The sequence below is a fragment of the Vibrio sp. nBUS_14 genome (assembly GCF_051201655.1).
Lineage (GTDB): Bacteria > Pseudomonadota > Gammaproteobacteria > Enterobacterales > Vibrionaceae > Vibrio.
Window position 1 is genome coordinate 39,299 of the sequence record NZ_CP179209.1, and the last position, 23,613, is coordinate 62,911.

General features: G+C 50.2%; 25 protein-coding genes and 1 pseudogene. 6 read left to right on the plus strand and 20 right to left on the minus strand.

The annotated features are described in order from the left end of the window. The 6 genes from ACMAZD_RS26320 to ACMAZD_RS26345 form a co-directional block, all read right to left on the minus strand. Positions 1-1,407, minus strand: coding sequence for a conjugal transfer protein TraH (locus ACMAZD_RS26320; RefSeq protein WP_435250630.1), 1,407 nt, complete (start codon positions 1,405-1,407; stop codon positions 1-3). Next, positions 1,404-1,820: a type-F conjugative transfer system pilin assembly thiol-disulfide isomerase TrbB gene (gene trbB / locus ACMAZD_RS26325; RefSeq protein ID WP_435250631.1), complete on the minus strand. Its 417-nt coding sequence runs from the start codon at positions 1,818-1,820 to the stop codon at positions 1,404-1,406. Before trbB ends, ACMAZD_RS26320 begins: the two co-directional genes overlap by 4 nt. Positions 1,821-1,857: 37 nt before the next feature. Next, positions 1,858-2,625 (minus strand): type-F conjugative transfer system pilin assembly protein TraF, encoded by a 768-nt coding sequence (gene traF, locus ACMAZD_RS26330; protein WP_435250632.1) that lies wholly within the window; start codon positions 2,623-2,625, stop codon positions 1,858-1,860. 3 nt (positions 2,626-2,628) lie between these two features. Continuing rightward, complete coding sequence (traN, locus tag ACMAZD_RS26335; protein ID WP_435250633.1) at positions 2,629-4,275, minus strand: type-F conjugative transfer system mating-pair stabilization protein TraN; 1,647 nt, start codon at positions 4,273-4,275, stop codon at positions 2,629-2,631. Next, entirely contained in the window at positions 4,268-4,966 is a 699-nt protein-coding gene (gene trbC / locus ACMAZD_RS26340; protein ID WP_435250634.1) for a type-F conjugative transfer system pilin assembly protein TrbC, read from the minus strand. The genes traN and trbC overlap by 8 nt, the downstream gene beginning before the upstream one ends. A 154-nt stretch (positions 4,967-5,120) precedes the next feature. After that, a complete protein-coding gene (locus tag ACMAZD_RS26345; RefSeq protein WP_435250635.1) occupies positions 5,121-5,690 on the minus strand; it encodes a hypothetical protein in 570 nt (189 codons plus the stop codon). Between the two features lie 123 nt (positions 5,691-5,813). On the opposite strand from ACMAZD_RS26345, the gene ACMAZD_RS26350 reads away from it, so the two are divergent. Next, positions 5,814-6,353 (plus strand): hypothetical protein, encoded by a 540-nt coding sequence (locus ACMAZD_RS26350; protein WP_435250636.1) that lies wholly within the window; start codon positions 5,814-5,816, stop codon positions 6,351-6,353. Between the two features lie 519 nt (positions 6,354-6,872). On the opposite strand, the gene traU is transcribed toward ACMAZD_RS26350, so the two are convergent. The 12 genes from traU to ACMAZD_RS26410 all read right to left on the minus strand — a co-directional run bounded on the left by traU (position 6,873) and on the right by ACMAZD_RS26410 (position 16,319). Continuing rightward, complete coding sequence (traU, locus tag ACMAZD_RS26355) at positions 6,873-7,886, minus strand: conjugal transfer pilus assembly protein TraU (RefSeq protein WP_435250637.1); 1,014 nt, start codon at positions 7,884-7,886, stop codon at positions 6,873-6,875. Between the two features lie 109 nt (positions 7,887-7,995). Further along, positions 7,996-8,556 carry a type-F conjugative transfer system protein TraW gene (locus ACMAZD_RS26360; RefSeq protein WP_435250638.1) on the minus strand — a complete coding sequence of 187 codons (561 nt, stop codon included), beginning with the start codon at positions 8,554-8,556 and terminating at the stop codon, positions 7,996-7,998. A gap of 8 nt (positions 8,557-8,564) precedes the next feature. Continuing rightward, a complete protein-coding gene (locus ACMAZD_RS26365) occupies positions 8,565-8,900 on the minus strand; it encodes a TrbI F-type domain-containing protein (protein ID WP_435250639.1) in 336 nt (111 codons plus the stop codon). Next, positions 8,890-11,472, minus strand: coding sequence for a type IV secretion system protein TraC (gene traC, locus ACMAZD_RS26370; RefSeq protein ID WP_435250640.1), 2,583 nt, complete (start codon positions 11,470-11,472; stop codon positions 8,890-8,892). Before traC ends, ACMAZD_RS26365 begins: the two co-directional genes overlap by 11 nt. Before the next feature lie 2 nt (positions 11,473-11,474). Continuing rightward, positions 11,475-11,837, minus strand: coding sequence for a type IV conjugative transfer system lipoprotein TraV (traV, locus tag ACMAZD_RS26375; protein WP_435250641.1), 363 nt, complete (start codon positions 11,835-11,837; stop codon positions 11,475-11,477). A gap of 9 nt (positions 11,838-11,846) precedes the next feature. After that, the gene (locus ACMAZD_RS26380; RefSeq protein ID WP_435250642.1) at positions 11,847-13,319 is read right to left on the minus strand and encodes a TrbI/VirB10 family protein; all 1,473 of its coding nucleotides are present in this window, start codon (positions 13,317-13,319) and stop codon (positions 11,847-11,849) included. Beyond that, complete coding sequence (traK, locus tag ACMAZD_RS26385; RefSeq protein WP_435250684.1) at positions 13,309-14,034, minus strand: type-F conjugative transfer system secretin TraK; 726 nt, start codon at positions 14,032-14,034, stop codon at positions 13,309-13,311. The genes ACMAZD_RS26380 and traK overlap by 11 nt, the downstream gene beginning before the upstream one ends. Before the next feature lie 14 nt (positions 14,035-14,048). Beyond that, positions 14,049-14,618, minus strand: coding sequence for a type IV conjugative transfer system protein TraE (traE, locus tag ACMAZD_RS26390; RefSeq protein WP_435250643.1), 570 nt, complete (start codon positions 14,616-14,618; stop codon positions 14,049-14,051). 9 nt (positions 14,619-14,627) lie between these two features. Then, on the minus strand, positions 14,628-14,930 hold the full coding sequence (gene traL, locus ACMAZD_RS26395; protein WP_435250644.1) for a type IV conjugative transfer system protein TraL: 303 nt from the start codon (positions 14,928-14,930) through the stop codon (positions 14,628-14,630). 18 nt (positions 14,931-14,948) lie between these two features. Further along, entirely contained in the window at positions 14,949-15,200 is a 252-nt protein-coding gene (gene traA / locus ACMAZD_RS26400; RefSeq protein ID WP_435250685.1) for a type IV conjugative transfer system pilin TraA, read from the minus strand. Positions 15,201-15,387: 187 nt separating this feature from the next. Beyond that, positions 15,388-15,774, minus strand: a complete 387-nt coding sequence (locus tag ACMAZD_RS26405; protein ID WP_435250645.1) for a hypothetical protein — start codon at positions 15,772-15,774, stop codon at positions 15,388-15,390. Between the two features lie 359 nt (positions 15,775-16,133). After that, positions 16,134-16,319, minus strand: a complete 186-nt coding sequence (locus ACMAZD_RS26410; RefSeq protein WP_435250646.1) for a TraY domain-containing protein — start codon at positions 16,317-16,319, stop codon at positions 16,134-16,136. Between the two features lie 179 nt (positions 16,320-16,498). On the opposite strand from ACMAZD_RS26410, the gene ACMAZD_RS26415 reads away from it, so the two are divergent. Together ACMAZD_RS26415 and ACMAZD_RS26420 are read left to right on the plus strand one after the other, a co-directional pair. After that, positions 16,499-17,116 (plus strand): S24 family peptidase, encoded by a 618-nt coding sequence (locus tag ACMAZD_RS26415; RefSeq protein WP_435250647.1) that lies wholly within the window; start codon positions 16,499-16,501, stop codon positions 17,114-17,116. A 424-nt stretch (positions 17,117-17,540) separates the two neighbouring features. Continuing rightward, positions 17,541-18,059: a hypothetical protein gene (locus tag ACMAZD_RS26420; protein WP_435250648.1), complete on the plus strand. Its 519-nt coding sequence runs from the start codon at positions 17,541-17,543 to the stop codon at positions 18,057-18,059. A 918-nt stretch (positions 18,060-18,977) separates the two neighbouring features. Here the strand turns inward: ACMAZD_RS26420 and ACMAZD_RS26425 are convergent. Both ACMAZD_RS26425 and ACMAZD_RS26430 read right to left on the minus strand, forming a co-directional pair. After that, positions 18,978-19,268 (minus strand): annotated as a pseudogene (locus ACMAZD_RS26425) (IS91 family transposase); the annotation flags it as partial. 154 nt (positions 19,269-19,422) lie between these two features. After that, the gene (locus tag ACMAZD_RS26430; protein ID WP_435250649.1) at positions 19,423-20,616 is read right to left on the minus strand and encodes an IS91 family transposase; all 1,194 of its coding nucleotides are present in this window, start codon (positions 20,614-20,616) and stop codon (positions 19,423-19,425) included. A gap of 322 nt (positions 20,617-20,938) precedes the next feature. Here ACMAZD_RS26430 and ACMAZD_RS26435 point away from each other — a divergent pair, with 322 nt between their 5' ends. The 3 genes from ACMAZD_RS26435 to ACMAZD_RS26445 are packed head-to-tail and all read left to right on the plus strand — an operon-like array spanning position 20,939 to position 23,606. Further along, positions 20,939-21,643, plus strand: a complete 705-nt coding sequence (locus tag ACMAZD_RS26435) for a TIGR04282 family arsenosugar biosynthesis glycosyltransferase (RefSeq protein WP_435250650.1) — start codon at positions 20,939-20,941, stop codon at positions 21,641-21,643. Next, positions 21,636-22,682, plus strand: a complete 1,047-nt coding sequence (locus tag ACMAZD_RS26440) for a methyltransferase domain-containing protein (RefSeq protein ID WP_435250651.1) — start codon at positions 21,636-21,638, stop codon at positions 22,680-22,682. Before ACMAZD_RS26435 ends, ACMAZD_RS26440 begins: the two co-directional genes overlap by 8 nt. A 9-nt stretch (positions 22,683-22,691) precedes the next feature. Next, the gene (locus ACMAZD_RS26445; RefSeq protein WP_435250652.1) at positions 22,692-23,606 is read left to right on the plus strand and encodes a radical SAM protein; all 915 of its coding nucleotides are present in this window, start codon (positions 22,692-22,694) and stop codon (positions 23,604-23,606) included. The last annotated feature ends 7 nt before the right edge of the window (positions 23,607-23,613 follow it).

Here is a 23,613-nt window from a genome sequence, read left to right on the forward strand (position 1 = left end):
TTACCCTCCAAAAGACAGGTTTTGTAGAAGTTGCTTATTGACCTTACTCATGGCGTCTCGATCCGTTTCTTTATACGCCTGAGTCAGTTGCTCCTGCGTTAAAATCAGTCGTTTGGCTTTGTCGGCGAGGCCGTCTGTAAAGCGGCGAGCGCGGTCGACGTCGCTCATAATGAGATCGATGTCTTTGCTATCGACTTGCGTTTGATTGAGGGACGTGGACACCACCGTCAACATGTTGTTGAGGTAGCGCGTCAACAGCTCAATCGCAATGATGCGTGAATACGCTGCAAAGTTCGGGTACTGATTGCTTCTGACCGAGCTCACGAACACAGCAAGGACGGGCGTTTCGGTGTATTCCAAAAAGCTTTTTTGACTCTTGGTGAGTTTAGTGTCGTTGGCGACGCTCATGTAAAGCGCTTCGAGCGTTTTACGTATGCGCGATTCCAGCCCTTTGTCTTGCGCTAACGTCAGTTCTTTCTTCTTCGGTGACAGACAGGCTTTTGGGCCTTGTTTGTCACACTTGTAGTACTCCACCTTCCCGCCTTTGAGTAGCGCTTGCACCAAGTTGTTATTATCGGCCAGCAGTGACGCGTAATAGTTGGGTTTTCCGTTGGCATCGTAGACGTAGGTGCCCGATAAACTCATCAAAAACTCCGCCAAGGCTTTGTCTTTGGCTAACCATTGGTTTTTGACCGCCGCTGACCAAACAATGTTGTGGCTGGTCTTGGTGATGTCATCGAGCCCCGAGGTATCATCCGCGCGCGCTTTGGCCAATTGCGCTTTGGCTTGACCACCGACGCCGCATTCCGTTTGAGAGGAGACCCAGTCGTCAAACACATTGTCCTTCGTCCCCAGTGTTTTGCAGACGTGTTTTTTGGCATCCGGTCCCCCAAACTTTGCGGCTAACCCTCTAACCCCCGCTTGCGCGGCCTCACACGAGTTGATGGATTGGTTGAGAAACTCATCGGCGATGGATTGCATGTTGTCGCGGATTTGTTTGACTTGTGGTGCCCAGATTTGCAGTGCCAAATCGACCGCAAAAGGGGCCGCATTTTGCACCACCGCTTTACCAAACTGCACCAGGGCATCGGAGCTAATGTGAGAAAAGGCGCCCATATGAAGGTCGATGCCGCCACACCCGGCCGACAGGTCGGGCAGTGTTACATCCATTAACTGAACGCTCATGATGGGGGAGCGAAGCGAAAGCGAGCCCGCGTTGTAATAACTGGCCGCTTGGCCTTTGTAGGCGTTCGGGTGCGTCACATTCGTGTTGTAACCCAAACCGTTAAAAAAGCTGTCCAGAGAGCCATTGACGCCGCCCGCCTGCACGTTGCTTATCATGAGTCCACTTAGCCCCACTACGAGGGCGAAGGGACGCCATCTTGGTCGTCGTTTTGTTGGATTCATTGCAACGCCTCCAGAGTCTTCGGATCGCCTAAAATGCGCGTGACACTTTGGTTGAGTACATCGGCGGCCACATCGCCAATCGATAAGCGCACAAACTTTCTGGAATGGACATTGATCAAAAAGGTGGCCGGGACGGTCACGCTGCGCGGATTATCAAAAAACATCGCCCCTATCTCTGGCGTGGCCGGGATAGGCACGGGGTAGTGGGGAATGGATTGACCATCAAGTGAAAACGCGTAGGTTTGCAGTTGATGACGCTCGGTGACGTGTTTCAGTTTCGGTGCAAAGCGGTGACAGTAAGGGCAATCACTACGAAAGAAAAACACCATCGCATAATCGTCATTTTGGGCGGCCTGCGCCGTCGATAGGGGGAGCCAAGCGAAAAGGCATACTAGTAGGGTTCGGATTAACATACATAGACTCTTTGGGTCGCGGCAAGCGTTCGCTGCCTTAAAAATCGGGGGTTTGATAGTCGTTGGCCACGTTATAAAAACGGCCTAACAGCGCAGTTTGAGAGATAAAGCCGTACGCCAAGGGTTTCATCTCGCCCGTACTCGGGTTCACTAAAATCAGGGCGGGGGCATAAGGCACGGCCACCTTGTTGTCGTTGGCTCGGTTTTCCCGAATGCCGGACACAAAGGTGCGGTCGCGGGATAAGCCCAAAATCTCAATCCCGTGCGTATCGGCAAAGCTTTGCATCGAGGGGGCCAGCTTCTGGCTGAGGGCGTCTTGGCCGTCATAGACAAAGAAAAAGCCCCATCCTTCGTCTCGCATTTGTGCCACCGCCGCGATTTTCTTGTCTCGCTCTAATTGGTGATAGGTGCCACGCGCCGCAAACTCGGCTGGGCGGTCTTTTAGATAAGAAAGCGCTGGGTTGGCGTGTAACACTTTTTTAAAGGTCATGCCCGTTTCACTGGTCCGTTCGCCAATGAACTGATGAAGTTGCATCACCGTTTTGAGCTTGTCTTCGTCTTTCGAATTAATCGTGGCGTCGTTAAGCGCTTCCTTGTAGGTCTGATGAAACCAGTCCATTTGCTCGGTCGCGCTCATCACTCGCGTGGTTTGGTTGGGGGGAATGGGCTTAGGGGGCGTTTTCTTAGGGTCCGGTTTGGCCGCCGGCTCGTTGTACCACTTCCAGCCCTGGGGGGACTGGTTAGCCTGCACGCTGCCCCCATAAAGCAGGGTCAGCGCAAGCAGGGCGCGTGCAATGTGCGTCATTGTTTATCCTCCCATGGCACTGGAAATACGGTCTTGGATTTCATTGGATGAGGGCAGATTAGTATTGCTGTTCATCTCAGCAAAAAAGTCTGAAAAATCGATGTCTTCAAAATTGATTTGCTGCATTTGCTCTGGGGTGATGGCCCCACACACCGGCGCTCTGGGCGTTCCGAGACTAAGGCCCAATTGCCCTTGAACGCCTTGCTGCTGAACAATGCGCGCCAATAAGCTGTCAAACAGGCAGTACGCCTGCTTTTTACGAATGCACTTACCGAGTACCTTTTCGGCGCAATAACTGCCTAAATAAATGGTCAATTTGTCCTCCTTGGCTTTGCCAAGCGCCTTTTCTTGCTCACTGCAACGGGCGAGACCGATATCAGTACCCCAGCCTCCGTCTTTACAGCAGTTGGCAATGCCCGCGATTTTCTTACTACAGGTTTGGCCTTGGCCAGTGAAAATTTTGGGTGGATCGCCCAGCCCTTCGGCGGCCTTAGCCAAGGCCGCGAGCGCGGCGGCGGATTCATTAAAGTCGTCGGACGGGGTCGGCATTTCGCCATAGCAGTCGCCATCGAGACAAAAGCTCTCTTCGCCGCACATGAGATTGGTGCTGCTACACCGCTTTTCAGGGCAAGATTTTTTCAGCTCCTGCTCAATGCACACGCCTTTTTGTTGTGCGCTGCAATGGGTGGCAGTGGTGGTGCAATCGGCAGGCAGCGCAAGACACGTGTTCGGTCGAGTGCATCGATGATTGACTTGATATTTCCAGCAATTGAGTGTGGTGGGTATGCCATTGATGCGACGTGTCGCTCTGCCTTCAACACAACGCTGAGAGGTCACCTTGCACTCTTTGAGTAGCGAGCAATGAGACGTCCATCGAACGATGTTTTTTATGCAGTTACCGCCGGATAAGGTGTAGCCGGTAGGGCACTGCGTTTCATGCCTGCAAATTTCATACTGGTCAGGCCCTAAACCAAAGCCAGACATACGGAATTTACCTCTAGTATAAAAGATATTGGGACTGTCTTCATTTGAAACGATTCCTTTCCATTGCAGCCATGGCGGAGACGAATCTGACCACGCATAATTATACAAGTCCCAGCGGCAAACTTTAGATACTGTTCCGCTTGTCGTTGTCACCGAAAATTGAGGCACTTTTGTGCAGGGTACGTTGTTGTTGGTCGGTTGGCGGCAGACTTTGGGGAGGTAATCTATGGTGCATTGGGTGGCGTTATCGCAATCGACGTATTGATTGGAAATGCCATGACTGATTTCATAGGCGTTGTCTTGGGCAACGAGCGCAAACTCATACGCGGGGTTGTTTTTCACCGTTGGGCGACCTTGATCGAAGCTGCTTTTTACGGCTTGCGCCTCGGCGTTGCTGTGCATCGCCGACTGCTTTTTCGATGTCATATTGCCGTCGGTCAGGCTCGCTTCCTCGGGTCTCGCGATTTTACGCTCACATCCAGGCTCTGCGCAGTAGTCGCCGGCATTTAACTGGCCTTGAGCTCTGGCAGGGACCGCTTGCTGGGCATGTTTCACCCAATCGACGTTATCGTAATATTTATCGCCCTGCGCATCGGCCTGGACGGACAACGGCAAACCTATCAGGAGCAATAGCGCCGCCACACTGAAAAAGAACGTCTTATTCATCACCTTTCCTCAATAGCGAACGAACCACCTCGGGGTTATCCCCTTCGGCCAATAAGTGGAGCGCGTCAGGCAGCGAAACGTTCCCCGTCAAACGGTCAAAGTCACTGGCCTCGCAAGGCTGCTTAGGGAGGCATCGCCCTGGCTTAACCGCGACGAAGGTCGGCACTTCGGTCACCTCAAAGGTGCGAAACCATTCCGGGTTAATGGCAAACCCGCTCTGAATGGGCGCATCAAGCGTTTGGGTTTTCAGTAACGACTGAATGCGTCTCGCCGTTGCTGGAAAGCCGTCAGGTAGCACGCCCCGTATCACCAAGGGCACTTGCCACTGCTCACTTTGCTTGAGTAGGGCTCGCAGCGTGGCGTCCGGCATCGTCAAAGACACAAACACCATCACCCCCGTTGGGGCCGCATTGGGGTTTTGTTTCGGCTCTGGAATATCGATGACCCGCTCAAGGTGTTGGGGCTTTAATTTTTCCTGCCAAAACCGGGCCATCTCTTGCGCCTTGGCGGCATGCGCATCACTGGCTTGATATTGAGCGTCGATGGTGCGTGCCGTCTCGTTTGAAACCGGATTGGTCAGCATCGAGGCTTCAAGCTCACTGAACGCTTGAAGCTCTTCTGGGGTGTACGCGTGACACAAGGTCGACACAAGCAGGGCAGCCATGGCAACCCAAGAGAAGAAAGGAGACATAAAGACCTCAACGAAATAAAAGCTCCACGCAAGCGTGGTACTCCTTTTGACAGGGCAGGCAAGCCTACCCCGCCAAAAGCGAGCTCAAGTTAAAAGGTGGGTTAACTCAGAAGCCAATAAAAAGGTGGATAAAGCGAACAACGATGAGGATGGCTTACTTTCTTCTTTGATTGGCTCGTTGATTAAAGACGTGTTGATATTGCGTTTTGATGGCTTCTAATGATTGGTAGGTATAGGGGGGCCCTCCGCCTAGTGAGTTCCATCGCTTTCGAGGTAAATGATCATTTATCGCCTCATCATCAATACCGCATTGCCGGTAATATTCAATCAGCGCGATATCTAAACACTCACCTCGGCCATGGCACTGACTGCACCACCCTTGATCGGCCACTAGGTAACCATAATGCTGAAACACGCCAGGCGCACAGGCATCACACACCTGACTAGGCAATGGAGGCTGCGTCTCATTTTCGATGGCCTGATGTACATCACTCGGGCTCAAGGTATAAGTAAACAAAGGCATGAGCGCCTCATTAATGAGCGCTTTTTTCTCATGCCTTCTCAGCTTGAGCGGCGCGACTAGGGCGGATAATTCACTCTGTCGATAACGGTGATTCTCCGCACCGTGAGAGAAAATCAGTCGAATACCGCTTTGCTGACACTTCGCCAAAAAAGCCGCAAGCGACGCTATGTTAGGGGGCGAGTTAGTTGATAATAATGACAAGTTATACTCCTAGATGAGCGAAATCATGGCGATTGAACGTGATAGCTATGCTGGTTTGTCTTGCCCATCACATTGAACTAGGCTGTGATAAAACTCTGGATGACGTATGACCGAGAGGAATGATTGAAAACAGCCTTTACGCAAAAAGACGTGACTAAACTGCATTTTTCACACCGAGTGCTCTACCAAGGGCCTTCAAACGTCAAAAAGAGATCGATTAACGCCAGTGGCCCACATTGGCATGTAACAACGGTTCGATTATCCGATGTAGTGGGGAGCCTAGAACCCCGATACGCCGGGAAATCGTGGCTGGAACTGTTTCCATCTATTGATGCCCCTAGTGGATTGAAGCGTGGTCATCGATTCGCAAGACAACTTCAAGAATCTCCTTTGTATTACCTTCCTGAGCATGAGAAGCCAAATATCTCTTTTCGAAATATTGATGGCGAGCTTTATATCGATGATGGTCACCACCGAACCATCATTGGTCGTGTGTTCTTAGAAGCAAATGGCTTTGAACCCATCTTTCACAATGTGGTGGTGGGGTATTACACTGGTGGATTCAAACATCGATTACACATTTTACCGCGACGACTTAAACGCCAAGGGATAAGCCTGCTCAATCGATGCTACCGACTGATAAGACGGCGCCTCACCTCTTAACCCCCATCGCGCTTTGGGGAGCTGGCGCTCGATGGTGGCTTCCTCAATGCCGCATTGTCGATAATGCTCAATTAACGCGGCATCAATGCACGGCCCATTTTGATGACACTGACTGCACCAACAGCGTTGTGACAAAGGCTCGCCATAGTGAACAAACAACCCGGGCGCACAGCGTTGGCACAATTGGCAAGGAAAGTCAGGGGGCTCAGCGCTGTGGATGGCCGCCGAACAGGCGCTGACGCCGATATCAAACACCGACATAGGCCGAAGGTACGTTTCGAGAAATCGCGCTCTTTCCTCATCCGATAGCGTCAATGGTTCGAGCCATCGCGCAAGCGCGTTTTCTCGCGCCTGTTGTGATGCAAAACGGGAAGGAAATTGAAACTGCACGCCTCTTAAATGAGCGAGCAATAAAAACGCGTTAAGCGCATCATCTGGCAGGCAACGCCTCAATTGGTATGTGTCCAGGGCCCTGCGCGCTTTGAATACAAGCGACATTCGTTTCTCCTTATGGTCTGATTACAGAAAGACACAATTACGTTTACGCCACTGCACGAAACCAAAGTTATCGCCGGTGGTGGGGTTATCGTGGCCCATCTCCCAAATCGTGGTCGTCGTGGTGTAAGGGTGACACCAGGCTGCGTCCGTAATGGGGGCGCTCATTTGATAGCGGTATCGAGACTTGGGTAAGATCGGGGTTGGGTGCTGGTAACACACCGCGCCATCTTCACCGCGCGTTTCCCACACCATGCCTTGCCGATGCAGCTTGTAATTCAGCCGCTCCATAATAAGCGTGCCCGCTTGGATGGGAGTATCTCGATAGTTGGTGTTGCCCGTTAACGGATAAGCGCTGCCTTGCGAGCCCAAACACCAAAACAGAAAATCAAAGGGCAGGGCGAGGTTAGTAGTGGTCGCGATGGACTCAGGGATGCAGGCCAATTGGGCGATGGGGTTACCAAATAAGATGGCTTCGGGGTTTAAAATGAACGCCAGCTCATCGTCATTCCACAGGGGATCGACTTCGGTCAAATACGCCACATCAAAATTATCCGTGGCCATGCACGCCGCCGATTGCATCAATTGCAGCCAATATATCAGCGGGTATTTGTACCAGTGCGCGTGATAAAACCCGCCATCGCTCGACGTCGATTCGCGAGAAGTGGTTCGCCCGCCTATTTTTTGCTGATTGGCCCCCGCCAATTGCATCCCCATGTTGACCATGCAGTACGGCACCCTTGTCACGTCAGTCAGGGCGTATGGCTCCCAATAGCCAATATTGAGTCCAATTTGCATGAAAATGGGCGGGGGTTTAGGGCAAAAAGAGATCGGCATACTGGGGTTATGGGTATCCGGGTAAGCCGAGGGAATGAGGGGCACCGAGCCGAGCGTCATGGGGAACAAGCAACGCCAACACACATCGGTGATGGGGTTGATGAAACGACTCACGCACGCCGCGCCACCGGCGTTGGCGCTCGGTGGGCCAAGTAGTACCAGGCACAGCACCAGCGCGCGCCAAAAACGAAAAGGGATCATGGTCACTCCTCAAAAGGGCGCAAATGCTGAACATCAAACTCTTGCACCCGCCACGCCTTGCCCGATTGCTCAACCAGACTCGGCACGGCTTGGATACGCAGCTTCTCGCTCAGCGTCCCTTGTTGATCAAAGTAAATGCGTTGGCCAAGTTGCTTCGCGACGCGATTGGGGCTGCCCCGGTCAACACGAACAACAGCGGTTTGTCGTGCTTAAGCGCCAAAGCAAACGTCAATTGCCGCGGGTCCCGCGCATCCAAAAACACCAAGGCTTTGCGGTACTCAAACTGGGGTAAACGGGCTTCACTGGGCCACGTCGCCGTATCAAAAGGGTTCACTCGCGTGCCCGCTTTGGCAAACACGCGGCCTTGCGCGTCCGTTAAGTCCTTGGGCACGACAATGCTGGGGTCAACGAGATACGTCTTAGGCTCCGTGGTGGTACGAAGCGCCAGCGGCGGGGGCGTTTGCACACTTTTTTTCACTTGTTCCGAAAATTCGTGCTGCATTTGGGCCAATTTCCCATTTTGCTCAAACTGCTTCAGACGCGCTTGTATCCAGCTCAGCATGTCGATTTCCCCAATGGGGAAGGTGGGCCCCACGCGGCCAAGGTCTTTGGCCATCAAGGGGGCGGCCAGCAGCGCCGTGAGCAGCCCAAGGTAAGAGAGGGGTCGCATCGCGCCTCCTACGGTTGATAACGCTCAACGATGGCGCGTTGAATGTGATTGGTGATGTCCGGCGTGCCATCGACCACCGCGGCGCTGACGAGCACCACTTGACCGTGCGCCTTGGCGTAACCCGCCACTTCTTCGTTCATCACCTTGGCAAACGCCGCCAATTTGTCGGCTTGCTCTGGGACGGTCAAAGACGAGTCCAGTAACGTTTTGTGGTACTGGTCGAGGGTGCTTTTAACATCAAAGCTAACCAGAGGAGGCGGCGTGTCCAGCGCCCAAGTGGTGGCCACCGAAGCGGCCACACTCAGACACAAGACGCTAAACAGGCGGTGTAACTCATGCCTCATGAAGGGCTCCTTGCGCTTGTTGAGAAAGGGCGCGTTGGTAGTCGGTAATTTCTTGGCCATAGAAGTGCTGCGCCGTGACTTCAATGGCGTCTAGGGTGTCCATCCCTTGCTGAACAAGCTGCTCACAATATTCAAACTCGTGGGCTTCGGTGCTGTAACACGCGCGCGTAAATGGGTCTGAAAACACGCGGTGATAGGTGGTGTGACCGCCCGCTTTAATGCGCACGCAGCTGTAGCCGGCGTCCGAGGCGCGCGGGAAGCTTTTGATGATCCCTTGCTCCAACTCATTGAAGGTTTTCGGGTTATCTTGCAAAAACTTCTCAAACCCTTCGCCTTGTCGCAGCGTAATATGAATGTCCGAGTTGTCGTAGGAGGCCCGCGCCTCTTCATTGACGAAGAAGTCACCGATCCCTTGGGTAACCGTACAAAATGAGCCCCCAAACTTACGGGCGGTGCGATAACCGGTATTGATGAAGGTGCGGGTTTGCGCATTGGTGCCCGACATCAAGCTCCACGCCTCTTCGATGATGCACATCTTGGGCGTTGAGCGAGAGCCCGATAGGTACATTTGCTGGTTGATCGATACGATCAGGGCAAACACCACCGGACGCAACACGTCTTCGGGAAACCCTTCCAGCTCCAATGTGGTGATGTCGACATTGGGATCGAGCATCGACGGTCGATTGAACGTGTCGCCATACACGCCATCGGCGCAATATTTATTGAGCTGCACGGCAATATCACGAATGCGTCGGTCATTACCGTGCTCTTTGGCCAGCGCAAACAACTGCGTTTGCACATCGTCGACTTGCGTGGCCGTGCCGTGCTGCTCCCAGGCTCTTAAGATCCCATCACCCAGCACGGCGGTCTGATACCCTTCTAGCTCGGCATGGGGCGAGGCGATGGTCGAAAACAGCGCGGTGATGTTACTGAGCGCTTCTTTCATCGGATCAACCCGCTCGCCGTCGTCCCACTCTGCAGGGGCATGGCGCTGAAGTTGGTCTAAGTGCGTGAACGGGTTTAAGAAGATGTTGCTGTGATTGAGGTACGAGCCTCCCAGCATCAAGGTCAGCTTCTTGTAGCTGTCGCCTTTGTCTAAGATCCAACACTTGCCCCCTTTGGCGTACACGCTGCGCACCAAGCCTTGTGTAAAAAAGCTTTTTCCCGCGCCTGAGCCGCCGGTCAGCGCGATGTTTTTGTTGTCACTGCCACAATGAAACGGGTCGAAAAACGACACCTGTCCACGCATGGTGGGCAGCAGCATGCCACTGACTAACCGTTTGAAGTCGAGCACCATAGGAAAAAAATTGACCACATTGGCGCTTTTCATGGTCCGAACCCGCCCCGCGCGGCCGCAGTCTTCCCACAGTCCTTCGCTCATCAGAAACGGTAAGGCGCTGAGCAGGCTTTGACTTTGCATCATAATCTGCTCTTTGATGTCGAGCCCCGTCGCTGAAAACGCCTCTTTGGCCGCTTGCACGTCACGGCGTTGCTGCGCCTTGGTGGTGAACAAGGTTAAATTCAACACCATTGAGCAGACGGTGGTCGCCTTATCAGCCAAGCCTTTTTGCAGGGCGGTGCGCTCTTCGAGCTCATCGCCAGCCGTTGGGGAGAGGATGGCCATCGGTGACTTCAAGGTTTTGGTCAGGTCGCTGATTTTTTTGTTGTTCTGATGCTCAAAATTGCCCGTGACGTTGTGACGAAAACTCAAGGTCAACACATGAGGGCACGTCAACATCTTGGCCACGTTACGCAGTGAAGCGAACGCTTCGGGCATGGCATACAGCCGAAAATCGGTCGGCGCGCGCGCCAGCCCTAAACACACGGTTCGACCGTGGGTCTCTTGGCCTTTCGAGTTGGTGAAGCGCGTGGCAATGTGATCGCGTTTCATGAGTATTTCGGTGTCCGGGGAGAGCACCTGGCGGTTGATGGGATCAAAGGGATTGTAGGCTCGCGTTTGGGGGCGGTCTTGCGTGGCATCGAAGTTTAAGAGATCGCCCGCAAAGGTCACCAAGGTTGCCGGCGTCACTCGCTCGGTCTCCACGCCCAGTTGCAGCAGTACGGTTTCCATCGCGGCGCGCACATCATCGAGCTTGTCGTCTTTTTTCTCTTTCGTCGACACAAAGAAATACGCCTCGTAATCGCGCAAATCAAATCGGTGCCGCTGTCGGTGGAAAAACCCGTGCGTGGCAGAAAAGCCGGCGTATCGCACCTCTTCCTCGGCCAAGCGGCGGCAGATCCCGCCACGCTGAGCCATCGCCTCACCGTTCGCCGCCAAATAATGCGCCACGCGATGATGGCCAAACATGGATAACTGGTAATCCCACTTGTCCCCTTGAGGAAAGTCCATCACCATCTTATTGAGTGAGGCCACCAATTCGTCGTTAGCCCCGCCCAACACCGACAGTTTGAGCGCAAACCCGCGTGAATGACGATTGTGAAAAATCTGACGCTCTCCATCAAACTCGCGATAAGGCAGCTCATGGTGCAGGTGGTTTTGATGGCGGTTGGCGTCTTTGACCAGCGCATCAAGCCCCAATGACGCGGCCCCCTTGAAACGTTTTCTTAGCATGATTAATCCTTCCAAATGGCTTTGGGCGGTCGCCCGGTCCAGCGGCTCTCATCGAGAATCACGTAGATGTCGGTGGTGTCGACGTAATGCCCGAGCGGATCAACAAACGGAAACACCGTGACTTTTTTCACCACATCGTCGGTGCGCGCCGGCGCGCCTAGTCGATCCCGCCTTGGCAAGGTCAAAAACACATTGCCTGGGGCCGGGGCGGCCGCTTTCGCCGTTGTGCCAAGGGGCTGACGACGTATCTCATCCATGGTGGTGCATCCCGCTGCGCCACCGACCTGAGTACAACTGAAATCTTCACCAAGACCGGCGGCGCAGCCGTTTAAAAGTAAGGGCAATAACACCCAGAATACGCGCATAGCGCCTCCTTATTGATGGCCAAACGGCGACGGCGGCACTTGAATGCCTTGCGCGCTGATTTGGTTGGCTAATGGGTTTTCGGTGACACTGCTGATCACCTCCATGATTTGATTGGATTGAGACTGATGGGTCTCCGCTTGAGCTTGTTCGTACTCAGCGGCCGCAATCGGATCGAGGGGGAAGCCTTCTAAAAACACGATGTTCACGATGGCCCCAGGGTTAATCTCGACAATCGGGTGGTACATCTCCGCGAGCCCAATGTAATAGTCGGCCAATTTCGCGCCAACGGACGCGGTCGCATTGCCCAGTAAGTTGAGCCCAATGTCTTCACCAGACACGCTGGACGTGGCGCCTAACGCCGACGTTGAGGTCGTCTCTGACAGACCTTTCCCCGCTTCGCCAAGCCCCGTTAAAATCCCCGACAAACCGGCCATTTGCACCACTTTCCCGTTTTTCAAAATGGTGGTACCGCGGATGCCATTGCGCCCAAAGTTGAACACGGTGCCTTTGACCGCCACATCCAATATCTCATCGTTGTCGAAGATACAGCTCATGCGGTTGGTGCGAACGATGCCGCGCGACGAAGAGATCTCCCCATAGGTCGCCCCGGTGACCGTACAATCCTTCAACTTGGATTTTTTTCCATTCGGTAAAATGCCTTCGTTGAGCGTTTGCAGCACCACTGGGGTCGTGTCCCCTTGACCCAGAACCCCCGCATTGGCGTCGGCCCCGCCGGTGACTACCGCGGTCACAAACGTGCCCGTGGGGACGTAGTTATCGATAGTGCGCTTTGCCGGGCTCACTTCCTCAGCCCAGGAAAAATCGGTACTGTCGAACTGAGACGGCGCGAACGCGTGTTGCTGGCGATCAGAATAGGCCATGCGGTCCATGTCGGGGTTATTCTGGGAGGTCGGGATAGGACGCGGCGGCAGCTTCGCTTGCCCAAAAGTTTCCGGCTCGCCTAGCCACTCATCACCGGTGATAGGGGCTTCATGCCTATTCTCACCCGGCGCGAGCGGCGCGCTGGCTTGCAGCTCGGTGATTTTGGCTTGCAGCGCATCGACCGTCCCTTGCATCTCACGGCGCACGCGCTCTTCGACCAGAGACGCGGTATCTTCTTTCGCACTGTCGATGCGGTGCTCGGTGTCTTTCTCAAGGCGAACCATGGTGTCTTTGAGCGAGCGCATCTCTTTGTTGAGCGTTGCGATCAACTGCTGCTGCAAAGACAAGGCCGATTGGTTGTCCTTATCGGTGAAGTCTTTATCGACAATGGCACCAAAGGTCACGGCTTGCTCTGGCGCGGCGGTGACGGCTTTCGGGCGGGTATACTGATACACCCCAAGGACGATAACCACCAACGTGCTCATCACCACCGTTGTCAGATGTTTATTACGCTGGGTCGTCTCGGCATTGATGTCGCCGCCGCGCTCAAAATCGCCGTCTTTATCATCAAAAAGCCGCGCTTTGATTTTATCGAACATCGCTGACTCCTCCGCCCGTCACTAAATACAGATGAGTATGCTCGCCAGGCGCGAGCGTCAGCGTATCGAGCGCCGCACTGTGCGCCGCGTAACTGTAGAACTGCGCCGTGGTGAGCGTGACCGCGTCACTTGAGCGATTGTGGACGTCGTAAATGATGCCCGAGTAGTCTTGCCCCACAAACACCACTTGAGGGGTTAACGGTAAGTCGCCGGACTTAGTCTCTAACGTGCTTGGGTCGACCGGATGCACAGAGAAACCGTCAATCGGCGTGGCGTCTCGCTGCCAGAGCATCATTTTTTTGGTGAACTGCGCGAGCGCCGTCGGATAATCAAACTCACGTTCAAAAACCGAAGGGCGAAGCCTATCGGCATCACTAGGCGCAAACTCGGTCACCCCCGACGGCGTCTTTTTTGGGCTCACAAACAATGAAAAAACGCGCCCTTTTTGGGTCGTTACATGCACGTTAAACGGCAATTGAATGTTGATTTTGAGCGACACCGAGCCCGTTTTGTCTTTTTGGTTGGCAGTGGTCGTACAAAACCCGCTCGGACAAGTGAGGTTAACGATTTTATCGCCTTTGACCATTAAGCGGTTTATGTTGAGCGATGAGAGCGAGACGGGAATGGTGTCCCCATCGGTGAAATCAATCACGCGCTTGGCGACATTGTCCGCCAGCACGGCAGGGCTCAACAGCGCCGCCAGTAACGGCACCATAATGAAAAAACGTGTCACAATGGGACTCCTTCTTTTTTGATACCCACAAGCTCAAGCACCCCATTGGGGTAGGCCATCTGAACCACGACCGTCACCAGCTCGGGCGCTAAGTCTCGATCCCCCACACTTTTGTACAGGGTGCCCGATTGCTTAAATTGCATCGATTCGAGTGCCACTAAGGTGCCATCGTTGTCTGGGACAAACCGGCTCGATATGTTGCTTTTGATGATGTGCTCGGCGTCCGACACCAACGAAGGCTGAATATCGGCCCAGTAAGGAGCGGGCACATAATCGAGCAGTAACCCGTATTGACGTGAAACGCTGGCGGGGGTGAGGTCGTATTTCAGGTGCAGAAAATAGCTGCCCATCAACGACAAATACGCCTCATCGACATCGCCATCGGAGACCGAAAACGCGCGCGAGAGCGTGGGCGGCACCAACGTTCGACTCTCTTTAAACGACAGGTAGGCAAGCGCGCCGCCTAACCCTACGCTAGTCAGGCTGGCGAGCAGAAACCCGACCGCCAAAAACACATTGAGCAACTTGCTCATCGCCAACAGGTCTTTTTTGTTTGAAATCTCCATCGCTTTTCCTTAAGACAACCAATAACGCTGAATCGAAGGCGGCGTATGCTGAAACACCATGCGACTTATCGAAGCGCTGCCCCACCAATAAAGGGCGTACGCGACGATGTGCTCACCGTATTGGGTTTTGATGTACCGAAGTCCCATAAACCAGGCGGCCGCTAACACAAAGCCAATGGCATAGTGTTTGGCAAAAAAGCCGAGTACGAAGATACACAGCGCCGGAAGCAGCTCCTCACGAGGTAAGCCACACATCCGCTTGCCCGAATTGAGGTACTTGGGTATTGAGTAATACTGCGCATTGAGATTCATGGCTACGCCGCCTCCGTATTAGGCCAACCCGACGAGCGGTTTCACCGTTTCCCAGAACATCATGCCGCCAGCGAAACCGCCGACCGCCCCAAACCAGTTACGCGAAGTGATGCCCACCACGGCCGCACTGAGCGCGGAAAAGCCGAGCATCGCGGTTTCGATCCCCGAGTCGTCCCCGGCGTTTTTCTTGACCATCTCTTTGCCAGTGGCGAATAAGTCCGTGGCCGCTGCCATGGCTGGCTCAGTGGCTAAGACACACAGCGTTGCCATGCCGAGCAGAAGTAAAACACGCCCACGGGCGTGAGGAGTTGTGATTTGCATGTGCAAAGTTCCTTGTTTTTATCGATAAGTAAGCCCTTAAGGGCAGATGCAGCCAAAGTCGGCCGATACCAATGCACTCAACTCACGGCTGTGGGTTAAGGCAAAAGAGAGATAAATGGAATGAATGTGAGGCGGGTTACGAATGTAACGGCGCGTGGTAAGCGTTAAAGACGTGCTTACGTTTAAAAAATTGGGTCCACGAGTGTTCAGACAAGGTGCGCTTTTGTTCAGCGCGAAGGTAGCGCTTCATTGCGCGTTTTGATTTCTGAGATTGACCAATATTAGAGACGGGCCTCTTCAAGGCACGTGCTCTTAGTGTCGGTGTGTGGATCGTTAATAACTGAAATTCTTGGGGTGGAATCGATGTGATCGGATCAGGAGACTCGACCAGTGCAGCAAAGAGGATTTGGCCATCGACGTGACCACAAGGTTTGATTCGCTTAATACACAGATGTTGATTGATGGGTCCAGCAAACGAATTAAGGTCATGATTTTGCGAGGCCGCAAAGATAATCGCCAACATAGTGCGCTCCTTTTGATGGGTTTCCTTTGCCTTCTGTACAAAAAGGCAAAGGAAAGCGCACTGAAACAGTGCGCTCCCTCGCAATCTAGGCTTATTAGTCCCAGCGAAAGGGCTAAAACTGGACACATTCCCGACCCTGACAGTATCGGCCTACGCTTGTCCGTTCCATTTTTCAGGTTAGCGTACACATGCTCTAATTTATTTGGGTTAAATTAAGGTCTATCCCAGGCCGCGAAGCCGCGTCCTTTGACCATAGTGTTACTTTAGGCTCTCGCAGGAGCGGCAGCCTAACCGCTCCAACGAAACCAGATCTTTCATGCCGCTCAAACCCTGAAATAGGATCATGAGAAGCAAAAAAATCAGTTCTTATCTTGGCTAACAGGCAGCTCCCATTGAGCACCGTAACGCTCTAAATGATCAGCCAAACGCTTGGCCGCCTCCTGACGCTTACTTCTGCCACTCAACTTTTTAGAGTTATTGAGTATCGCATTGTGCTTATCACCAAGTTTTACGTTTACTGAAATACCGGTTTCTTTTGTCATCATCGACCTTCGATTCCTTCATTCATGACTCACTCCTCACAAGATAGCTAAAGAGCATACATGTATGTTTGAACAGCTATTTATGCAAATAATAAAGCAACCACTTGCGCATGTAAAGTTTTAACCTCAAAATCATCATTGTTAAAAAGTTTTTCTTTCAAGTTTTGTTCTAAATTATCTACATGAAAAGTTTAAGTTCGAAATTAAAAAGCAAAAGAATGGCTTTGGGGCTTAGTCAACGTGAGCTTGCAAAGAAAGTAGGAGTAACTGGGACATCTATCTCCCAATGGGAGAGAGAAGAAAACATTCCTAAAGGGGCGAGTTTATTCAAATTAGCTGAAGTATTAGAGGTATCTATAGAGTGGCTTACCAATGGAAAACTCGAACTAAAGCATCCCCCAGAGTACAATATACCAGTAGACTATTATCCTAATGTGAAAGCATCTGGTGGGGGTGGAGCTTTTATTGAAAACGAAATTGCACAAACAATTTTTATTCCTAGAAATGCCATTAAGAGCTCATCAAAAGAAAATATAAAATGTATCCATGTATCTGGTGACAGCATGGAGCCCTCAATTCTAGAGGGGGCCATAATTGCAATTGATGTACAATTGACCGATTTAATTGATGGGCATTTTTATGTTTTTGACCAAGAGGGGCATTTACGGGTTAAAGAACTACGTAATGGTATAAATCAGATAATAATTCATAGCGCCAATCCCAACTATAGTGATGAAACAGCAAAACATGAACAAATAAGGATCATTGGTGAAGTCAAATGGGTGTCAAATTTCCTTTAACTTTGTAAAGTTTTTCTTTCTTGATTTCACAAACATATTAATCGATAATATCCATAGGCTTTAAAGTAAAAGTGCATTACATAGCACGCTACTACATAGTTTACTATGTAGTGTATTTTTTAAAGTTAGAATGTGTTGGACCGCGAATCTGACATCATAGCATTCGTAAAAAAACCGCCTCTCCGTAAGTAGGCGGTTTTTTTATACCTAAAAATCAATAATTTGATCTTTTTGATCAAGTAATATACATTATTACTGTACATGTTTCGGATTCGCACCCGGAACACCCCAAACCTTACGGAATCAAACATGAAAAAATTAGCCAATAGTTGCTCTCCGCAACTTATAAAAAATAGACACATCTATCATTCACACTCAACCAGTGTTAAAGCACTTTTATGGTCTGGTGTAGAAGGTATGTGTCATGACAACACCTAATCGAACCTTAACGCCTCTAGAACATCACAACCAGTTGACTGATGTAATTGCTTGCGACGAGAGCATTCCGGCCGATGAGAAAGCTTTACTCATTGCTATATCTACCTTTTACAACCTTTCAAATCAATGTGCATTCCCAAACCGAAAACAGATCGCTGCAAGAATGGGTCGTTGCGTTAATTACGTTACAGAGTTAATTAGCAAGGCCAAAAAGTCAGGTCGTCTAATATCAACCGCTCAGTTCATTCAAGTAGAGGGCGAAGCTGCACCACGACAAATTGCTAACAAGTACGAATTTGTCCTTGAGAAATTTGGGCTGTTCTACAGCAAAGCCAAAGCCATACTCAACCGTAACTTGAGAAAAAAGAAAAAAGAAAAACAAGTTCGACAAGCTGCTGCCAACTCTAGAGTCGCACATGTAGATCGTACGCTTAATGAAACACATAAAGCGACATCACAAGATTCTTATCAACCCGAATGGGAAGATTATACACCTCCTGAATAACTCCATTAAGCTTCATTCATGCCGTTAGCTCGGTAGGCTCCACCACACCTAGACAAATACCAGTGTGATCTTCTTATCAAAACAGTGTTAAACGCCATCTTAGCAGAGCAAAAATCCTTCTGAATTTTCTATCAAAACAATAAGAAACTTACCTTTTACTCACCCCCTAAAGATTTTAAGTTATGGATTCCTAAAGAATTATGTAAAGGGAACCCTCAAGATATCAAGGTAACTAAAACAAAAGAATTAATAGACATAAGAATTAATTAACAGTGGTGATCGCACCAGATTTGTGTGTGGGTAACTTTCGTGAGGTACGAGCGAATAGTTATCCATCGCCCAAATCCGACACAGCAACGCCACAGCGTTGCCCGTCAGTACTGTACGCATGTCTAACTTGATCGAAGGGGTAGATTTACAGTGACAGTGCCATAGAAAGGCATTTGCGATATTCCGCTTGCTCACCCTTCGACTGGCTACGCCAGCTACGGGATTGCGCCGAGCGTGTGAGTAGAAAAGGCCAAAAGTAAATTGGGTAATTGATTATTCAAAGATGATCTGCGTGTTATCTAAGGCAAGTATGGACAGATGAGTGCTTACTAAAAGATCAACAAGATGCTGCTGACTCGAGGTAAGCGTCTTTAAATCGACTCATTCAATCCTTTTAATAAACGTCGTAACCTTTAACTTTTATCGTTAAAGGTACTCGAAAATGTCTCAGCATAGATCTCAGCAAGAATGGCTACGCCTTGAAGGTAAGGAATCTCAATGTTTCCTGACCTGAACAATCGCGCCATAACTCACGTCAGAATGAGTCCCGGACAGACCTAACTTATGCCCTACAATCGAAACTCGGGTGTTAATTGAACACTTTCATGCTGTTTTCGCTATTTCAGATACACCCATCCTGTGAAACGCCTAAATTGACCTGATTTTGGCTTGAACCAGAGCATGGTGGACCAGCTCTGACAGCGGCACCCCAGCCCTAAAGCGAAGAAACGTTAAACGGTGCCCACAAAGAATTCATTCAAACGGATCAACCTTCACATACCCTTTCAGCATAGCTGCGTAACCGGGCATTTCAGGTGCGTCTTTAGGAGCGACACCCAAGGCACCGTAGACCTTAGGGAGCATCTCACCACGACGTCGGTTTGATAGAAAACCGAAGTATCGAATCATTTTGAAGTGCTTATCTGGAAGGTAAGGAATCTCAATGTTTCCTGACCTGAACAATCGCGGCATAACTCACGTCAGAATGAGTCCCGGACAGACCTAACTTCTGCTCTACAATCTAAACACGGATGTTTGTTGAACACTTTCACGCTGTTTTCGCTATTTCAGATACTCTCATCCTAAGAAATGCCTAAATTGACCTGATTTGGGCTTGAACCAGAGCATGGTGGACCAGCTCTGACAGCGGCTCCCCAGCCCTAAAGCGAAGAAACGTTAAACGGTGCCCACAAAGAATGCACTCAAACGGATCAACCTTCACATACCCTTTCAACATGGCGGCGTAGCCGGGCATTTCAGGTGCGTCTTTAGGGGCGATGCCTAAGGCATCGTAGACCTTAGGGAGCATCTCACCACGACGTCGGTTTGATAGAAAACCGAAGTATCGAATCATTTTGAAGTGCTTATCAGGAATATGTTCAATCATGCGCTCTATCAGAGCTTCTGGACTCAAAATGAGGGATTCCGTCTGACCATTCCTATGATTAAGATAATCAAATGTCACTAATCCTCCTTGGAAATCATGTCGTAACCTAGACGCTGATATGGGCGGTCGCTTTAGATATCGACCGAGGTAAGTCATGGTGGGCGTCACGTTGGCTGTTTTCTTTGCAAAGTGCAGTTTCCATCGACGGCAATATTGGCTGGTTAAAAATCGGGACCAATCTTGCTCATTACGAATGAAAGGGCAGTCCTCTCCACTCAAGTCTAACTCTGAGTAATTGGAGCTGAGAAGTTGAGTGATGGCACCGCGCCAACACTTCTCAGTGGTCTTAGCTTTAAAGAAAATGGGCTTCCATAGACCTGTCCTCTTACATAAACCACCACGTGTGACAGACAAATGGATGTGCACATTCCAATTCAGCTTTCTGCCGTAGGTATGAAGTGCACAGAACACGCCAATATCGATATCGAGTTGCTTTGCCCATCCTAAGAAGATTTTGGCTGCACAGCTAAAGAGATGATTGAGAAGAAAACGATTATCCCGAAAGATTGGCCACAGCGTGTGAGGAAGCGTCAACGTAACGTGTTGATACTCACACTCAGGAAAGACATGTTGTTGCTTTCGTATCCACCGCTCTGTGGCTTTTATGCCACAACTGCTGCAAAAGCGAGATTTACACGTCTGGTGAATGTATTTGTGATGGGTGCAGTCAGCATGAGTGCATCGATACTCTTTAGAGCCAAAAGCAGCGGTACTGCAAGCGAGCATCTTGGTGACGTTTTCAATGACGACGGTTCGGAGGGTTTCTCGGTACTTGTTGAGGTAGTTCAGCCAAGTATCGTTGGCATTGAAGAGTTGTTTGATGGGCTTATTCGGATGCATGACCTATAGGATAAACGATCCATGTAAAGCACCCTAGTAGGTTGAGTCTCTTTGTTTTCGGCCGTAGGCCGCTCAGGCGACACAGTCGCCGGTTCTTCTGTGTGAGAACTGATAAGTACCACAAAATGGCTCCCTTTACATCTTGATCAAAATCTATCTATCTGATCTAAAAGGTTATTATCTGAAGATTCGTCTCTCTAAAAGATCTACACCCAAATCAATTGGTTAGGGTTGCTCTGTTAACAAAGTCAATATTAATCCCCAAGAAGCTGAAATTTATATTTATTTTCTCAGGTCTCTTCAATCAGGGAAAAGACAATCTTTGGTAAGAAAGGAGAAAACTATCAATTTAACGAACGACGCCACTCTGGTTTTAGTCTGTAAGCGCCCCGCATTACACCAGGGTAAACAGCGCCTTGCTAAAACTATAGGGGCTGAAAAAGCATTAATTTTTGCCCAGCATCTACTTGCTTGTGCCCTGGAAGATTTATCTTGCTGGCATGGAAAGATAGTGGTATCTCCGTCTCATACCAGTGACAAACAGTGGGCCGCAGAGTTACTAACAAAGCCCACTCAAATTATTCCACAAGTTGAAGGTAATTTAGGTCAACGACTCAATATTTTGGATCAGCAGCTGAGGGCCCAAGGCCATCAGCAAATCATCTATATCGGAAGTGATGCGCCCATTTTATCGGCGAGGGATTATCAGGAAACCATAGAAGCCTTAAAAAACCATGACGTAGCGCTTTGTCCTGCACTCGATGGTGGCGTAACAATAATGGCTTGTAAAAAGCCCTGGCCTGATATGACAGATTTACCCTGGAGTACAGACCTGCTTGGTTCATCACTCAAACAACTTTGTCAGTCGCATCAGCTCACAGTCGCAAATACCGCATCAACATACGACATAGATACCCAAGAGCAACTGATTCAATTAGCGCAAGATCTTAGCCAGGATAAACGCCCTGCCAGACAAGCTCTGATCACTCAGATAAATCAACTAATAAAGACATCTCACTATGCATAATCAAGTACAGGAATATTACGGGAAAACTTTACAAGGCTCAGATGATCTACAAACCAACGCCTGTTGCACCGATGATGCGATGCCAGAATTTTTAAAACCTGTGCTTAGCAATATTCACGATGAGGTGATGATGCGCTACTACGGTTGTGGTCTGGTTTGCCCAGAGCAACTGAAAGGAGCCAAAATTCTTGATCTTGGTAGCGGCTCGGGTCGTGACGTTTATGCCCTGGCTCAACTGGTCGGCGAACAGGGTGATGTCGTTGGCGTAGATATGACAGATGAGCAACTTGAGGTCGCCAATCGCCATATCGAATACCATAGAGAAAAATTTGACTTTGCCAAAGCCAATACCAGCTTTAAAGAAGGTTATATCGAAAAGCTGAATGAACTAGATCTTGAGCCTGCCAGCTTCGATATCATTGTGTCCAACTGTGTTATCAACCTATCACCTGATAAGGAAGCTGTCCTAAAACAGGCTTTTAACCTACTAAAACCAGGGGGGGAAATCTATTTCTCCGATGTCTATACCGACCGCCGTGTTCCGCAAACCTTGGTTAATGATCCCTTGCTATATGGCGAATGTTTAAGTGGCGCTCTCTACTGGAACGATTTTATCAACCTGGCCAAAAAAGCCGGTTTCGCCGATCCACGGCTGGTCAGTGATAGGCCTATCACCATAGATAATCCAAAGATCAGCGCCAAAATAGGACATATCAACTTCTTCTCGGCAACCTACCGCTTGTTTAAGTTACTCGACCTGGAAAGTCACTGTGAAGATTATGGCCAAGCTGTTATTTATAAAGGCAGCATAGAGCACCAGCCCAATGCCTTTACCCTGGATAAACACCACTATATCGAAACAGGCAAAGTCTTCCCCGTTTGTGGCAACACCTGGAAGATGCTACATGACACAAGATTTAAACCGCACTTTGAATTTATCGGCAATTTCGATACTCACTTTGGTATCTTTGATGGCTGCGGAACCAGCCTGCCTTTTGACCAGGACAAGGACCAAAACAACAGCGATGGATGCTGTTAAGGGTTTGTAATGATAGCAACAAAAAAATCAAACGCCTGGAACTATACACCGCAAGGCGAGCCCCGCGGCTATATCCAGCCGGGACTGTTAAAAGAGCTATGGTTTCATACCGGAACACGCTGTAATCTGGCCTGTGACTTTTGCCTGGAAGGTTCAAACCCAACCGATAAACGCTTGGGTTCACCAACACTGGCCGAGGTTAAACCCTATATAGCTCAGGCTCTGGAAATGGGTGTCGAGAATTTTTCCTTTACTGGCGGTGAACCTTTTCTGGTTAAGGAGATCATTGAGATCCTTGATTACGCCTCACAATACAAGCCCGTTCTGGTGCTCACCAATGGCACGGAGCCCTTAATCAAACGCCTGGATAAACTCACAAAGCTAACGGCTAACCCCTATCCCATCTCATTAAGAATTAGCCTGGATCATCTGGATCCCGCCAGCCATGATGCTCACCGGGGAGAAGGTAACTTTGCCAAGGCTATTACCGGCTTAAACGCCTTGCATAAGCGAGGCTTTCATATTTCCGTTGCCCGCCATATGGAAAAAGATGAAAACACAACAGAGATTGAGCGAGGTTTTAAGCAACTTTTTGCCCTCAACGGCCTGCCTGAGGATCTGCCTATGGTTGCCTTTCCTGATTTTCTATCTCCAGGCTCTCTGCCACAGGTCCCGCATATTAGTGAACACTGTATGACCCACTATCAAAGTGCTGAAAGCCGGGAAAAGTTTATGTGCCATTTCTCCAAAATGGTAGTAAAGCGAAATGGGACAATGAAAGTGTATGCCTGTACTCTGGTTGATGATGATCTTGAATATGAAATGGCTAGCGATCTCAAACTCAGTCAGGATCAGAGAATAAGCATGAAGCATCACAGGTGTTACAGCTGCTTTGCCTATGGCTCTTCTTGTAGCGAAACATAAGGATATT

What these genes read in the sequence shown, in the direction of transcription:
- ACMAZD_RS26320 (WP_435250630.1), bottom strand. Translation starts at nt 1,407, where the DNA reads ATGAATCCAACAAAACGACGACCAAGATGGCGTCCCTTCGCCCTCGTA.
- trbB (WP_435250631.1), bottom strand. Translation starts at nt 1,820, where the DNA reads ATGTTAATCCGAACCCTACTAGTATGCCTTTTCGCTTGGCTCCCCCTA.
- traF (WP_435250632.1), bottom strand. Translation starts at nt 2,625, where the DNA reads ATGACGCACATTGCACGCGCCCTGCTTGCGCTGACCCTGCTTTATGGG.
- traN (WP_435250633.1), bottom strand. Translation starts at nt 4,275, where the DNA reads ATGAATAAGACGTTCTTTTTCAGTGTGGCGGCGCTATTGCTCCTGATA.
- trbC (WP_435250634.1), bottom strand. Translation starts at nt 4,966, where the DNA reads ATGTCTCCTTTCTTCTCTTGGGTTGCCATGGCTGCCCTGCTTGTGTCG.
- traU (WP_435250637.1), bottom strand. Translation starts at nt 7,886, where the DNA reads ATGATCCCTTTTCGTTTTTGGCGCGCGCTGGTGCTGTGCCTGGTACTA.
- ACMAZD_RS26360 (WP_435250638.1), bottom strand. Translation starts at nt 8,556, where the DNA reads ATGCGACCCCTCTCTTACCTTGGGCTGCTCACGGCGCTGCTGGCCGCC.
- ACMAZD_RS26365 (WP_435250639.1), bottom strand. Translation starts at nt 8,900, where the DNA reads ATGAGGCATGAGTTACACCGCCTGTTTAGCGTCTTGTGTCTGAGTGTG.
- traC (WP_435250640.1), bottom strand. Translation starts at nt 11,472, where the DNA reads ATGCTAAGAAAACGTTTCAAGGGGGCCGCGTCATTGGGGCTTGATGCG.
- traV (WP_435250641.1), bottom strand. Translation starts at nt 11,837, where the DNA reads ATGCGCGTATTCTGGGTGTTATTGCCCTTACTTTTAAACGGCTGCGCC.
- ACMAZD_RS26380 (WP_435250642.1), bottom strand. Translation starts at nt 13,319, where the DNA reads ATGTTCGATAAAATCAAAGCGCGGCTTTTTGATGATAAAGACGGCGAT.
- traK (WP_435250684.1), bottom strand. Translation starts at nt 14,034, where the DNA reads ATGGTGCCGTTACTGGCGGCGCTGTTGAGCCCTGCCGTGCTGGCGGAC.
- traE (WP_435250643.1), bottom strand. Translation starts at nt 14,618, where the DNA reads ATGGAGATTTCAAACAAAAAAGACCTGTTGGCGATGAGCAAGTTGCTC.
- traL (WP_435250644.1), bottom strand. Translation starts at nt 14,930, where the DNA reads ATGAATCTCAATGCGCAGTATTACTCAATACCCAAGTACCTCAATTCG.
- traA (WP_435250685.1), bottom strand. Translation starts at nt 15,200, where the DNA reads ATGGCAACGCTGTGTGTCTTAGCCACTGAGCCAGCCATGGCAGCGGCC.
- ACMAZD_RS26405 (WP_435250645.1), bottom strand. Translation starts at nt 15,774, where the DNA reads ATGTTGGCGATTATCTTTGCGGCCTCGCAAAATCATGACCTTAATTCG.
- ACMAZD_RS26410 (WP_435250646.1), bottom strand. Translation starts at nt 16,319, where the DNA reads ATGATGACAAAAGAAACCGGTATTTCAGTAAACGTAAAACTTGGTGAT.
- ACMAZD_RS26415 (WP_435250647.1), top strand. Translation starts at nt 16,499, where the DNA reads ATGAAAAGTTTAAGTTCGAAATTAAAAAGCAAAAGAATGGCTTTGGGG.
- ACMAZD_RS26420 (WP_435250648.1), top strand. Translation starts at nt 17,541, where the DNA reads ATGACAACACCTAATCGAACCTTAACGCCTCTAGAACATCACAACCAG.
- ACMAZD_RS26430 (WP_435250649.1), bottom strand. Translation starts at nt 20,616, where the DNA reads ATGCATCCGAATAAGCCCATCAAACAACTCTTCAATGCCAACGATACT.
- ACMAZD_RS26440 (WP_435250651.1), top strand. Translation starts at nt 21,636, where the DNA reads ATGCATAATCAAGTACAGGAATATTACGGGAAAACTTTACAAGGCTCA.
- ACMAZD_RS26445 (WP_435250652.1), top strand. Translation starts at nt 22,692, where the DNA reads ATGATAGCAACAAAAAAATCAAACGCCTGGAACTATACACCGCAAGGC.